Here is a 14,168-nt window from a genome sequence, read left to right as displayed (position 1 = left end):
AGTTTAGTAAATAATATTCAGTTGTAAAAGAAAAATAAGCTTTGTAGACAAGGCGGATATCTTGCTTACAAAACTTATTATACGAGGAGGGATTTCCTATGAAAAGTAAGATTGCCGAAGCAATTAAGCTGAAAAATCAACCTGTGGCAGTTATTCCCACTGACCAAAAGCCAGATGGAGCTTTAATGTTTAAGGAGGGCCGATGGGGCTGTGTGGTGGCCCTGATTAATGCCGCTTCCAAGGGTAAGACAGTGGCTCTCAGCAATGCAACAGTTGTTTGTCCTGGAGGACATGCCGGCTGCGGCTTTGGACCCTATGAGGAAGGCTTTGTTGATAAGTTTCTGGCAGAGGGTGAAGGCCTTAAGGTGGAGGGAGAGCGTTATAAGGCCTCCCAGGAGCTGGCCCTGAAGTTTATGCGGTGGCAGGTAGTTCCGAAGGGACAGAAGGAATTTGTGGTGATGAAGCCCCTTGCCCAGGTTACAGAAGCTGATAGTCCTGAGGCCGTCATATTTTTGGTAAATGCGGACAGACTGTCGGGATTGGCTACATTGGCCAATTTTGATACGGAAAATCAGGACAATGTGAAGCATTATTTTGGTGCCGGTTGTGGCCAGTCAATAGGCAATGTGCTGGCTGCTTCGGAGCGTGGCAGCAGGGAGTGCTTTATCGGCATGACAGATCCCTCCGCCAGAAAGCTTTTGCCGGCGGATATTATGTCCTTCAGTATTCCGTTTAAGCGTTTTTTGGAAATGGAGGAAAATGCCGATAAAAGCTTCTTCCACACTGGTACCTGGCAAACCATCTGCCAACGGCTGGATTGAATAGAATAAAATCAAATGTAATAACGTGGGAAAATATGAGATGAAATAACCCGCCAATGGAAAATTCTACTGTCTGCTTTCTTCAGCAGTATTTATATCGTTCAGTAAATCAGCCAATGTAATCTTGGCAAAATCATCCAGCATGTGGTTTTTCACTACGGATAATTTATTGCCCAGCACTTGCTGTATATTTCTTCCTACAGGGCATTTGGGATTAGGATTCTCCTGAATATGAAATAAGTCTTCATCTTCTTCCACTGCATTAAATATTTCCTGTAGTGTAATTTCACGGGGGTCTTTTACAAGCTTTGCCCCGCCTACACCAGCAGCGACTTCAACCAGTCCGGCAGCCTTTAGCTGTCCCAGGGTTTTGCGGATAATAACCGGATTGATATTTACGCTGGAAGCCAGAAAGGTGGAGGTGGTTTTAAAGACACCATCAAATTTGGCAATACACAGCAATATTTGTACTGCTACCGGCATGCGAAATGAAAACTGCATATCAATTCTCCTAAAATAAAAGACTCATTGTAAATCATGTTATTACAATGAGTCTTTATTGTCAATTGAGCCTATTTTTCAATGGTTGCGTCATCAGCAGTATATTCCTCCAGGGAATTCTCTCTGACCTGAATGCACACATAGCTGATACCTTCATTAGGAGCAGCGAAGAATTGACGACGGGCAGCAGGGGAGATACGGAGCCAGTCACCAGATGACAGCTCGATAGTGTCACCATCTACTATAGCCTTGCCTTTTCCACCGGTGATAAAGTAGATTTCTTCATTCTTTTTGTGATAGTGAACAAAAGGAACGCTGGCACCGGCTGGAAGGTTGTTGACGCTGATTTCAGCACCGGTAAGCTGTAAACTGTCATGTAATTCGGTTCTTGCATCGTTCGCTACATTAATTTTTTTGTAATTTTTCATGTTGGTTTCCTCCTAAAATTCTTTTAATGTTGTAACTAACTTGATTACAATGAGATAATAACACTGCATTGATGTAATGTCAATAGTTACAACAAAAATTAGAAAATTTTTGCAGGACAATGTGGGATAGTCGACGAATGGTTACAACAGTATAAGTATTGGTACGATTTGATACAGGAGGCGATTAATTTGAAACCATCATTTTCGATTCCTATGTCCCGCCGGAGCTTTATGAAAATAATGGGGGCGGCAGCTGTAGGTACAATGCTTGGTCATGGGGCCAATGCCGCCAATGCTGTAAAAGCTGCAGCCATGCCGACGTATACCATTAACTTTCGTAATGTGGAATTACCGGTAATATTTGAGACTGATGTATGCGTTGTGGGCGGCGGTTCAGCGGGTACAGCAGCGGCCATCAGTGCAGCCCGTAAAGGGGCTAAGGTGGTACTGGTGGAGCGGGGGATTTCTCTTGGGGGGCTGGCAACCCAAGGCTGTGTTTTTCCTTGTATGCCAACCTTTATTGATGGCAGTGATACACCTTATATAACGGATTTAAATAAACGCATGGCAAAGCAGGGGGCACCGCTTACCTTGGGTATTGATACAGATACCTATTATGGTGGTGGCCGTGGGCAGTATGTGCCAGAGTATTTGACCATGACTTATGAGGAAATGTGTGCCGAGGCCGGTGTGGAGATACTTTACAATGCCTCATTGGTAGGAACGGTGCAAGAAAAGGGTAAAATAGTCGACTGCGTTATCCAGACTCCTGCGGGATTGGGCAAGATACGTGCAAAGGTGTTTATTGATGGTACAGGTGATGCGCTGCTTTCACGGTTTGCCAATGTACCTACGGAAAAGGGGTCAGAAAAGACGGGACGTAATCAGCCTATGAGTCTGCGGTTTGAAATGGGCGGTATAGATGTGGAGAGAGTATATCGTTTCTTTTCCCAGGATTTAAAGGATGATTACGGCAAGGATATTTTCCAGATTATTGAAAAGGCGATAAAGGAACATAGGCCACCGTTCTTTGAATTTGCCAAATGGAAAAAGAACAAGGATTTCTTTGAAGCAGGTGTTGCAAAGGGGGAGGTTACGGAGGATGATATCCTTTACATTCAGGCATTTACCATTCCAGGTAAGCCAACGGTAATGTCCATGAATTGTCCGGAGCTGCCACCTTTGACCTATAGCTCGACGGATGCCATTTCCGCCAGCAGGGCCGTCAGCTTTGGTCGTCGTATGATGCGTCATTTAGCTACATTTTTTATTAAAAATATTCCTGGTTTTGAAAAAGCCTATATTAGCCGTGAGGCCAGCATGATAGGTGTACGTGAGTCATGGCGGATTCGTGGCAAGTATTATATGGAGGCCGAGGACTACCTAAAGGCCCGCCATTTTGCAGATGCAGTGTGTCGGACAGCCTATCCGATTGATATTCACGATGTAAAGCTGGATCTTTTCAAAAAGCTGGAAAAGGGGCAGTATTATGAAATACCATATCGGGCACTGGTGACAGATACGGTTTCTAATCTTCTTGTGGTGGGACGTTGTGCCAGTGGCAGCTTTGCCGCTCAGGCTTCCTTCCGTATCCAGCCTACATGTATGAGCATGGGAGAAGCAGCTGGCATCGCAGCAGTATGGGGGCTGTCACACAATATTGAAGTAAACGCTGTCCAATGGGATAAAATTCCAGCCAGTGAGCGTAGCTATGTCAGTGAAGGTTAAGCCCTTATTTTGACAATCATCATGGCCAAATTCGCTGAACAGTGGAAAGGAGATTAATGGACTTAGCAGGAAAAGCAGCTTTTTTGTCGAATAGAAGCAGGTAGACGAGTGTGGCCAGAGGAGTGATAGCTATGCAAAAAACAGTTTTATTAATAAATAAAGGTAAGTCCTTTATGGTAGTAACCATTGCCAAGAGCTTTACTGATGCCGGGTATAAGGTTGTGGAAGTGGAGCCCACTATGGAGGATATCGGGGCCCATAAGGAAGATACAAATTTATTTGTATTGTATTTGGGCGATTATGTGGACGATATTACAAATACCTTGGTATATCTAAAAGATATATGTACAGAGGAGGATAAGCTTCTTATTGTTATTGGTACTGCCGCTGAAATTGAAACATTGACCCAAAGTATTCCGGTACCACTGATTTCCGCCAGCTTTGAGCGCCCCTTTGATATGAAGAAACTGGTGGCTCAGGCTGATTGGTTGTTGGAGGCTAATGATGATTTGGCTAAACGGAAGAGTATTTTGTTGGTAGACGATGACAGTACCTTCCTGAAAATGGTAAAGGATTGGCTGTCCACCAAATATCGGGTGACCATTGTCACCTCTGGTATCCAGGCACTCATGTACATTGCCGACAATACGCCGGACTTGATTTTGCTGGATTATGAGATGCCGGTTACCTCCGGCCCTCAGGTGCTGGAAATGATTAGAAGCGAATCCAAGGTAGATTCCATACCGGTTATTTTCCTGACTGGAAAGGATGATCAGGAAAGTGTAATGAAGGTGCTGGCCTTAAAGCCTGATGGATACCTTTTGAAGAACATGGAACGAGGCCGCCTGCTGGCTGCTGTAGATGATTTCTTTGAGAAACAAAAATTCAAAAAGCTTCATGACTCCAATGTATTATAAAATGTATAAAATTGGAAACCTTCCGCCCTTGTGTTATGCAGGGGCGTTTTCAAAATCAGCGTTTATTGAAGAAAACCAAGGAGGCACCGTAACATGCTTCAACGAAAATATATTGTATATAAGGAATCAGGCCATGAAAATGATGATAGGTGGCAGGATATAAATACGGTTTTGGCTGATGTAGAGGAACGTTTAAGAAAAAAGGAAAAAAAATCCCAGGAAAAGCAAAAGCTAAATGAAACACTTCTTTCCATAAGGGATCGGGTCCGTGAGCATGTTTTAAAGGATAATCCCCAAAAACAGGAAATAATTGATGATTTTGACAAGGTTATAGCTGACGTAAAGAATCGGCTGTTCAAAGAAAAGCTTGTCCGGGAAAAATGGTGGCAGGAGCTAAATGACAATTTAACTGATATAAAGAATCTCTGCAATACCATGAATGCCAAAACGTTGTATCTTCATCTCATATTTCATGGGATGAATGGAGCTCTGGCTGAACATATACTCACTCGTATAAAAGAGGTATTGCCTGAGGCTGTTGTAACAGGTATAACCGAGACCCTGTTTGGGTATACCAATGATACAGAATCCCTTATAATAAGTGCCAATTTCTTCATACATTCTGAAATAAAGCTACTTCAAATAGAAGGCGCTCCTAATGATTATGCACAGGAGGGAAAAAAATTTGGAGAATTAATTGCTGCATACCCTAATGCCAAAGCAGCTGCTGTTTATTGCAACTGTATGGGAACGGAGTTTACTACCTTTTTTAATAACATGGTAAGCGGCAATGAAAATATCGTTTTTTTTGGCGCCTCTGCCGGAACCTTTGGAAAAATAACTGACGTAAAGTCTTCCAGTAAAAATCTTCTGCTGATGGATATGCATAATAAGCAGGAAAGTCAGTTCATTGCCGGGGATAAGATTATTTCCCTAGGAATTGTTGTTGCCATTTTTTATGGTGATGATTTACATGTTCAAGGGGATTATGTACTAGGCTGGAAGCCTCTGGGTAAAGAGCTGACCATTACTGAAGCAATTGGGACAAACTGCATTGCCCGTTTGGATGATTTTCCGGCGACTGATGTCTATTACCATTACCTAAAGGTTCTTCCTGATGAAAATTTTATTTTTAACATTGCTGAGTTCCCTCTGGTAATTGAGCGAAACGGTTGTCTTATTGCCCGGGTTCCACCTATCCATGATGACCAGGGACGGATATATTTCAATGGTGACATTCATCAGGGTGAAAAGGTTAGACTTACCTATGCTGTCCCGGATGAGCTTTTGCAAAAAACTGCAAAATACAGCGATAAAATGTGTGATTTCGCTCCAGAAGGAATTTTTTTGGCCATTTGTGGTAACCGTACCATGTTTTTGAACAAGGCTGCTGATGAAGAGCTGGGGTTTTACCGTCGTTTTGTACCGCAGTTGATAGCCAACTATGGTACATCGGAATTTTACTTTAATCATGGCCAAGGCGGAATCCTTAACAGTGCTCTTATCGCCATCGGCTTCCGGGAGGGCGAGTACTCTGATCATTGCGTATGCCATCCTTTAGTTCCACAAAAGGAGAAACACAATGTCATTCCTTTGGCAGCCAGAATGGCGACCTTCTTGGATGCCATGACTCAGGAGCTCACCCAGTCCAACAAGGATTTTAAGGAAATGGCCGAACAGGCCAAGGCTGCTAATCAGGCAAAAAGCGATTTTTTGTCCAACATGAGCCATGAAATTCGCACCCCAATTAATGCTATCCTCGGTATGGATGAAATGATATTGCGGGAAGCCACTGATAATACTATAAGGGAGTATGCGGAAAATATACGTACGGCTGGAACCACCTTATTGGGCCTGATAAATGATATTTTGGACTTTTCCAAAATTGAGGCAGGCAAGTTTGAGCTTATTCCCGCTGAATATGCCACCAGCTCAATATTAAATGACTTGGTAAATATGATAGCTGGTCGAGTAGCTAAAAAAGGATTAAAATTTATTGTTAAGGCAGCTCAGGATTTGCCAAGCATGCTTTTGGGTGATGAGCTTCGCCTGCGTCAGATTATTACAAATATTCTGACCAACGCAGTAAAATACACTGAAAAGGGCAGTGTTACACTGAGCGTAAATTGGGAGAAGCTATCAGATGATGAAGTCATGTTAAAGGTGGCAGTTACTGATACAGGAATCGGTATTAAGGAAGAAGATATACATAAACTGTTTCGGGCCTTCGAACGCATTGAGGAAAAACGCAATCGTACCGTTGAGGGTACTGGCTTGGGCATGAACATTACTCAAAAGTTGCTTTCCATGATGGATAGTCATTTGGAGGTAACCAGTACATATGGCGAGGGTTCATGCTTCTCATTTGAGGTGAAACAAAAGGTTCTTAATTGGACAGCTATGGGAAATTATGAGGAAGCCTATCGTCGCAGTCAGGCTGAACGTCATAACGACAATCAATCCTTTGTGGCGCCTGAGGCACGGATATTGGTTGTGGATGATACAGAAATGAATCTGACGGTAGTCAAGGGACTTTTAAAACGTACTCACATTCAGATTGATACTGCCGTAAGCGGTTATCAATGTATAGATATGGTTAAAGAAAATACCTATGATGCCATATTCCTTGACCATCGTATGCCAGGAATGGATGGCATAGAAACATTAACGGAGCTGAAAAAACTGACGGATTGTCCAAATGCCAATACGCCGGTTATTGCTCTTACGGCTAATGCAGTGGCGGGTGCACGGGAGGAATATTTTAAGGCTGGCTTTGATGATTATATCACTAAGCCTATTGATAGCCGTCAGCTGGAGCAATGCTTAATTAAATATTTACCGCCTGAGAAGGTTAAGTACCAGGACAATGTGCCAGCACAAGTGGTTGGGGAAGTATCCTTGCCGGAATGGCTATTGTCAGTACCTGGCTTGGATACGGAAAGTGGAATAAAGCATTGTGGCAGTGTGGAGGCCTATTTATCGGCTCTTACGGTATTTGCAGAATCATTGCCAAGAGTGGCGGAGGAAATTCAGCAATTCTTTGCTACATGTGAATGTGATAATTATACAACCAAGGTTCATGCTCTAAAAAGTACCGCCAGAGTAGCGGGATTAAATGAGCTGTCTGAAAGGGCCAGAAGACTTGAGGATGCCGGTAATAACGGTTATATGGATGAACTTACTGCTGATACACCAGTATTATTAGCTCTTTGTCAGGACTATGCCAAGGCACTGGCTCCATTAACAGAAAAATCTGAGCCAGACGAAGAAAATAAGGCGGCAATATCTGATGCAGAGCTAAAGGAGGCTTGGGAAACCATTGGTGATATTATCCAAACCTTTGATTATGATAATTTGATGTATTTGCTGGGGGAATTGGCAGGGTACAGGCTGGAGGCCAAGGACCGTAAAAAGCTTCAAGCATTACAGGAGGCTGCAAAGCTGCCGGACTGGGAAAAGCTGCAGGAGCTCATGAAACAGGGCTGAAAAAAGTAAAGAATTAAAAAAGGATGAAGGCTTGCTAATTTATTAAATCAGCAGACCTTCATCCTTTATTTTTCCATATTTAATTTTTGGTTGAGTCCTTTAATTCCTGTTCACTTTGATATATATCAAGAATTATGTGCTTTACTACTACTATACATGGAACGGCTAAAAACATTCCTGCAGTACCTAGAATTTCACCACCCAGCACAACACCCAAAATGGTGGTAATAGGGTGTATGTCCAGAGCTTTGCCCACAACATTAGGATAAATAAGATTGTGGTTAATTTGAGTCATTATAAGATAGAAGCAGGCTGTCTGAATAATCAGATATGGTGTATCGGTGGCTGTCAGCATTACTCCAAATAGGGAGGCCACTGTAGGACCCAGAACGGGAACAAACTCACAGATTCCACTGATAACAGCGAAAACTGAGGCGTACTTGTTGTCCATAATGGAGAAGTAGGAGTAAACGATAACACCAGTTATGCAGCACATGAGAAGCTGGCTACGGATGTAAATCTGCAAGGAGTGCAGCACAACCGTAAAGAGATGAAAAACTCTTACCTTGTCTCTCCGCGGGAAAAGGTTGGCCATAAAATGAAGAATAGCCCTGCCGTCCTTAAGCAGATAGAAGGTAACAAAAATTATGATAACAAAATCGATAATCTTGTTGAAGGTGGATACTATAAATCTTAGGGATTCCCTCAAAAGATTGGAGCCCATGGAGGCTATATCCCCCCACATATTGTCCAGGGAGCTGTTGATGGAGGGCATATCCTGAATAAACTGCATATTTTGTATTTTGGCTGCCAGACGGGGTAAATCCATAATAAAACTGGAAAATGTCGGTATAAAGGATACGGATATCACTGTGGCCAGCCCAAAGAGAATAAGCAAAAAGAAGAATAATATAAGGCCTGCGGCTACAGACCGTGGGATTTTTTTGGATAATTTGTTTACCATCCCTACCAGCAGCAGCTGTACCAAAAGGGAAATAAAAAATATGAATGCGAAGGATGGAAAGAACCAAAAGCCTGATGCCAGAGCCACAAAGGCCACAGCCAGGACTATGGATGTCTGACGGGCAGAAATCATAAATTGCCCTCCTTTTATAAAAAAATGTGCTCTTTTAATAATTATACCGCAAATGTTCAAATTTTTCTTTATGTTGCAAGGAATAAATTTAAGGTATAATATAGTCTATAATGTTTAAATACTAATTACAAGGAGTAGTTTTATGGATAAACCTTTAAATAAATATGCAAAATTGGTGGTTAAAACCGGTGTAAACCTGCAAAAGGGACAGCTACTGGTAATCAATTCTCCAATTGAATGTGCTGATTTTGCCCGTCGTGTGGCTAAGGAAGGCTTTGAGGCCGGATGCTCCGATGTGAAGATTAACTGGAGCGATGAGAAATTTTCACGCATCCGTTTTGATGGTGCTGCCAATGAAATTTTTGATGAATTTCCCCAATATCGCTACGATATGTTTATGAGCTTCAAGGAAAAAGGGGCGGCCATAGTTTCTATTCATGCCAGTGACCCATCTATATTCAAAGGAGTGGAACAGGATAAGCTGCGCCGTGCCCAAATGGCTGCCGGGCAGGCTCTGTTGGAATATCGGGGAGCCATTATGAACAATGAGCTGCGTTGGTGTGTGGTTTCCATTCCAACTCCTGCCTGGGCCTCCAAGGTTTTCAAGGATACTGCCAATGCGGAGGAGGCAGTTGCCAAGCTGTGGCAGGCAATTTTCTCTGCAGTCCGCATTGATGAAAAAAATGATCCTATTGAGGCATGGAGCAAGCACACGGCCTTTATGAAGAAGGCAACGGATTTTCTTAATAGAGAGAAGCTGGTATCTTTACACTACACCAATGGATTGGGTACAGACCTAACTGTGAAGCTGCCAGAGGGACATATTTGGGCTGGCGGTGCTGAAATAGCTGCAGATAAAGTAGAATTTGTGGCTAATATGCCGACGGAAGAAGTGTATTCCTTGCCGGACCGTAACGGTGTGGATGGTGTTGTTTATGCCTCCAAGCCTCTTATTTATCAGGGAAATGTCATTGATGGAATTCGCCTTGTATTTAAGGAAGGTAAAGTGGTGGAATACAGTGCCACCAAGGGGCAGGAGGTTCTAAAGCAGCTCCTTGATACCGACGATGGGGCAAAGCATTTGGGGGAGGTGGCTTTGGTGCCGTATGATTCTCCTATTTCCAACAGCGGTATCCTTTTCTACAATACACTTTTCGATGAAAATGCGGCATGTCATTTGGCCTTTGGCAAGGCATATCCTACCTGCCTTGAAGGTGGAGAAAGGATGGATACTGTGGAGCTTTTGCAGCATGGTGTAAATGATTCTCTGGTGCATGAGGATTTTATGATCGGTACAGAGGATATGGAAATCGTAGGTACAAAGGCAGATGGAAGTACAGTGCAGATTTTCACCAGGGGCAATTTTGTTGAATTTTAAATCGCATACGACTTTTTAGGGTATTAAATGTTTTAATAACATTAAAAAGATGTTATTAAAAAGTTATTATCATTTTATTGGGGAGGAAAATCTATTTATGGGTGAGTATTTTAATAAACAGGTTTTCAAGGCTGTCTGGCCGATATGCTTCGGGTATATACCTTTGGGTGTGGCCTGCGGTATATTGGGAGAAAAGGTGGGGCTGGATGCTTTCTTGATGGCCATGATGTCTATTTTCCTCTTTGCCGGCAGTGGCCAGTTTATTGCTCTTGCCATGATTGGCGCTGGGACGGCCATCATTCCCATTGTGATTACTGTAGGCATTGTAAATCTGCGTCATATGCTGTACGGACTCATCCTCAATCAGCATATTTCCAAGGAATCATTGCTGTATCGTATGATTTATGCCCAGGAAATCGTGGATGAAACCTTTGCTGTGAATAGCATTGAATTTCAGAAGCGGAATAGTGAATGGAATCCTAAAAAAGCAGCAGGCCTGAATTTTCTGGCTCACATGAGCTGGATGCTGGCCACAGTGGCTGGGGTGCTGCTGGGCAGTGCAGTGTATATTGATACCGGACTCGTAAGCTATGCCCTTATTGCCATGTTTATTGGCCTGTGGTCATTTCATTTTAAATCCGCCAAGCTTATTGGTATTGGTGTGCTGGGCGGGGGCCTGGCCCTTTTGCTGTCCTTGTGGCTGGACAATATGCTGAATGTGGTAGTGGCCACTGTAGTGGCAGCTATTGTAGGGGCAGCAATAGATAATGGTGAGGGGGTAGAGAAGAAATGAGTTATACAGATATTTTAATCTGCATATTCGGACTGTTTTGTTCTTCATATATTTCCCGAATTCTGCCATTGGCAATTTTGGGGAGACGCCCTTTACCGACATTTCTGTCTCTTTGGTTGAAGTATGTGCCCACGGCTGTATTTGGTGCGCTGATTTTTGTTTCAATTTTTGGTGATGCCCATAGTGGGTTTCGCTTCAGCTGGACAAATGTAGAATTTTTGGCAGCCATACCGGTACTCCTTGTGGCGGCAAAGACAAGAAATCTCGCTTACAGCATTATTGTAGGGCTGGCAGCCTATTGGCTTTTAAATCAATATATGTGATAAAATTGATGTGACGAAATATATTAACCATCCATCGAAAAGGATGTGAATAGATAATATGCATTTTGGACCAAACTGGCGAAGACATGATGTTATAAAAATTCAACATAGCTTCCGCATGAAGCCAAATCAGATAATCTGTCTGAGCTTTATTCTTATGATTGGTTTAGGCACATTGTTGTTGACCTTGCCCATCAGTACCACGGATAATATGGGGCTCCACCCCGTGGACGCACTTTTTGTATCCACCTCGGCCTCCTGCGTAACAGGACTGACGGTGACGGATTTGAAAAATGATTTGACCCTATTTGGCAAGGTGGTTATGCTGCTCCTTATCCAGATAGGAGGGTTGGGGATTATGACCCTGGGGACCTTGGTTGCCCATAGTATGGGATATCGTTTTCGCCTGTCGGAAACTCAGGTGTTGCAGGAATCCCTTAACCAAAGCTCCAGAATGGGGATGTTCCCCCTGATTCGTCGCATGATACAATACACCTTTGTGGTGGAGGGCTTTTTTGCCGTTTTGCTGGCCTGGCATTTTTACCCGGAATATGGCTGGGATTGTATCGGCTATGGGATATTTCATTCTGTTTCCGCCTTTTGTAATGCGGGCTTTGACTTATTTGGTAATTATGACAGCCTGACCAAGCGGGGGGATGACTTCTTTTTGATGGGGTGTCTGGGAACCTTGATAATATTGGGCGGAATTGGTTTCACGGTTATCCATGATGTTTTGCATAACCATAAATGGCGTAGGCTTACCCTCCATAGTCAGATTGCACTGTCCACTTCGGCATTCCTCATTGTTTTGGGAGGCTTATTGATATTTTTGGTGGATAGCCAGAATCCAAGAACATTGGGCAATTTACCGCTGAGTGAGCAGCTGGCCCAGTCCTTTTTCACTTCCATCTCATGTCGTACAGCGGGGTTTAATACCTTCGATTTGGATGCAGCTACCCAGATTAGCAAGCTGGTGATGATACTGCTCATGTTTATCGGTGCCTCGCCACTGTCCACTGGCGGTGGTATCAAGAGCACCACATATTTTATCGTTATGCTGTCCATGTGGTCTGTAGTTCGTGGTAAAAGGGAAAACGTCGTATTTGGCAGACAGATAAGCAGAAAGCTTCAGGTGCAGGCCTACGCCATTTTTACCATCGCAACTATTTGGGTGGTATCCGCCGGTATTTTGTTGTCGGTAATTGATGGTGAGGTCCATCAGCTGGGAGCTGTAATTTTTGAAACGGTTTCGGCCTTTGGCACGGTAGGTATGGGAATAGGCATCACCAACGAATGGGATATGTGGGGCAAGCTCATATTGTCCCTTACCATGCTCATGGGCAGAGTGGGGATTTTGACATTTATAATGGCCGTTATCAAGCAGGAGGAATCACTGATTAAATATCCGGAAGGCAATATTATGATAGGTTGAGGTAAAGAATATGGTAAGCAGAAAAAATCAATTTGCGATTCTGGGCATGGGCCGTTTTGGCATAAGCCTGGCCGTAACCTTGGAACAAATGGGCTATGAAGTTTTGTGCGTGGATGTAGATGAAGCTGTTGTCAGCAAATTGGCAGATCAGGTATCGAGAATAGTCAGCTTTGATATCCGTGATTCCAGGGCCTTTGATCAAGCTGGCATGGAGAGCTTTGACACAGTTATTATTGCTACTAAAAATCTGGAAGCAAGTCTTATGGCCACCATGCTATGCAAAGAGCGTAATATTTCGGATATTGTGGTAAAGGCCATTGATGAACGTCATGCTGTAATGGCCAAAAAAATGGGAGCCACTCGAATTGTATTTTCCGAACTGGAAATGGCCAAGCGTTTGGCACTGCAATTGGTGACACCTAATGTTAAGGATTATATTGAAATAGAGGGTGATATTAAAATAATTAACTTTAATGCACCGGAGGAGCTGTGGAATAAAAATCTTGTGGAGGCCAATCTCCGCGCCCAATTTGGCCTGAATGTTATTGCAATCATTCATGAGGAGAAAACCTTGATTACGCCGCCGCCAACCTATAAATTCTGTAAAGGGGACAAGGTTTTTGCCATTGGCTCAAATGAGGTATTGGCAAAGTTTAAGGAAAAGGTTTTGTCTGGGGAGTAACGGGTAAAAAATTAGCCGGAAGCAGGTCGCTATCCAATGGATGGCAGCCTGTTCCCGGCTTTTTGTCTTGTATAGGCTATTTATTTGGCAAATCATTATCGTCTGTTTGCATTGGGTAATGGGTGCCGCAGGCTGTACATCTATAGCCATTGGCCCATACATCATATTGTTGTTGGTAGATTTTACAGCGTTCCTCATGCTGTTTCTTGTTGGAGAGGTAGGCCCTGCCGGCAAAGAATGAGATTGCTCCGCTTACACCGATAATCAATAAATTCCCTGTTATATCAATACCCATGACTATTATTAGCGTCGGCGTAATTTAACCACCTACGGGTCGGTCGTCATAGCCATTTCAGAGTCAGTCTAAAATGACCAATACAACAGTCAGCTTTGTTGACCAATAACCCAGCTTAGGCTGTTAGTTAGCCTTATCTAAACACTATTTATCTTCATGGTTCAGATTGTCAACCTGAACATTTACTACTTTGAGCTTTCGACCACGGTAACTTTTTCCCTTAAGGTTAAAGACTATGGCGTTATCAAATATCCGGTCCAGTGAGCAGAGAAGAGCATCTTCCTCCTC

General features: G+C 43.2%; 13 protein-coding genes. 9 read left to right on the top strand and 4 right to left on the bottom strand.

Annotated features, from left to right (window positions below):
* Nucleotides 1–98: 98 nt before the first annotated feature.
* A complete protein-coding gene (locus tag B6K08_RS13330; RefSeq protein ID WP_039211509.1) occupies nt 99–821 on the top strand; it encodes a DUF169 domain-containing protein in 723 nt (240 codons plus the stop codon).
* 66 nt (nt 822–887) lie between these two features.
* Here B6K08_RS13330 and B6K08_RS13325 read toward each other — a convergent pair whose 3' ends face one another.
* Together B6K08_RS13325 and B6K08_RS13320 are read right to left on the bottom strand one after the other, a co-directional pair.
* A complete protein-coding gene (locus B6K08_RS13325) occupies nt 888–1,322 on the bottom strand; it encodes an Rrf2 family transcriptional regulator (RefSeq protein ID WP_039211506.1) in 435 nt (144 codons plus the stop codon).
* 71 nt (nt 1,323–1,393) lie between these two features.
* The gene (locus B6K08_RS13320; RefSeq protein WP_039211503.1) at nt 1,394–1,750 is read right to left on the bottom strand and encodes a cupin domain-containing protein; all 357 of its coding nucleotides are present in this window, start codon (nt 1,748–1,750) and stop codon (nt 1,394–1,396) included.
* 189 nt (nt 1,751–1,939) lie between these two features.
* Here B6K08_RS13320 and B6K08_RS13315 point away from each other — a divergent pair, with 189 nt between their 5' ends.
* From B6K08_RS13315 to B6K08_RS13305, 3 genes are all read left to right on the top strand, one after another.
* Complete coding sequence (locus B6K08_RS13315; protein WP_234985377.1) at nt 1,940–3,478, top strand: FAD-dependent oxidoreductase; 1,539 nt, start codon at nt 1,940–1,942, stop codon at nt 3,476–3,478.
* 131 nt (nt 3,479–3,609) lie between these two features.
* A complete protein-coding gene (locus B6K08_RS13310; RefSeq protein ID WP_039211501.1) occupies nt 3,610–4,395 on the top strand; it encodes a response regulator in 786 nt (261 codons plus the stop codon).
* Between the two features lie 93 nt (nt 4,396–4,488).
* Nucleotides 4,489–7,881, top strand: coding sequence for a response regulator (locus tag B6K08_RS13305; protein ID WP_080326331.1), 3,393 nt, complete (start codon nt 4,489–4,491; stop codon nt 7,879–7,881).
* 79 nt (nt 7,882–7,960) lie between these two features.
* Here the strand turns inward: B6K08_RS13305 and B6K08_RS13300 are convergent, their stop codons facing one another.
* Nucleotides 7,961–8,977 carry an AI-2E family transporter gene (locus tag B6K08_RS13300; protein WP_039211498.1) on the bottom strand — a complete coding sequence of 339 codons (1,017 nt, stop codon included), beginning with the start codon at nt 8,975–8,977 and terminating at the stop codon, nt 7,961–7,963.
* 142 nt (nt 8,978–9,119) lie between these two features.
* Here B6K08_RS13300 and B6K08_RS13295 point away from each other — a divergent pair, with 142 nt between their 5' ends.
* The 5 genes from B6K08_RS13295 to B6K08_RS13275 all read left to right on the top strand — a co-directional run bounded on the left by B6K08_RS13295 (nt 9,120) and on the right by B6K08_RS13275 (nt 13,585).
* A complete protein-coding gene (locus B6K08_RS13295; protein ID WP_080326330.1) occupies nt 9,120–10,355 on the top strand; it encodes an aminopeptidase in 1,236 nt (411 codons plus the stop codon).
* Between the two features lie 97 nt (nt 10,356–10,452).
* Nucleotides 10,453–11,148, top strand: coding sequence for an AzlC family ABC transporter permease (locus B6K08_RS13290; protein ID WP_039211494.1), 696 nt, complete (start codon nt 10,453–10,455; stop codon nt 11,146–11,148).
* Nucleotides 11,145–11,471, top strand: coding sequence for an AzlD domain-containing protein (locus tag B6K08_RS13285; protein ID WP_039211491.1), 327 nt, complete (start codon nt 11,145–11,147; stop codon nt 11,469–11,471). Before B6K08_RS13290 ends, B6K08_RS13285 begins: the two co-directional genes overlap by 4 nt.
* Before the next feature lie 58 nt (nt 11,472–11,529).
* On the top strand, nt 11,530–12,903 hold the full coding sequence (locus B6K08_RS13280) for a TrkH family potassium uptake protein (protein WP_052212525.1): 1,374 nt from the start codon (nt 11,530–11,532) through the stop codon (nt 12,901–12,903).
* Nucleotides 12,904–12,913: 10 nt separating this feature from the next.
* On the top strand, nt 12,914–13,585 hold the full coding sequence (locus B6K08_RS13275) for a potassium channel family protein (protein ID WP_039211489.1): 672 nt from the start codon (nt 12,914–12,916) through the stop codon (nt 13,583–13,585).
* 76 nt (nt 13,586–13,661) lie between these two features.
* On the opposite strand, the gene B6K08_RS13270 is transcribed toward B6K08_RS13275, so the two are convergent.
* Nucleotides 13,662–13,880 (bottom strand): hypothetical protein, encoded by a 219-nt coding sequence (locus B6K08_RS13270; RefSeq protein WP_080326328.1) that lies wholly within the window; start codon nt 13,878–13,880, stop codon nt 13,662–13,664.
* Nucleotides 13,881–14,168 lie beyond the last annotated feature (288 nt).

The sequence above is a fragment of the Anaerovibrio lipolyticus DSM 3074 genome, from assembly GCF_900141865.1.
Taxonomy (GTDB): domain Bacteria; phylum Bacillota; class Negativicutes; order Selenomonadales; family Selenomonadaceae; genus Anaerovibrio; species Anaerovibrio lipolyticus.
The sequence above is the reverse complement of the archived record's forward strand: the minus strand, read 5'-3'. Positions and strand labels throughout refer to the sequence as shown.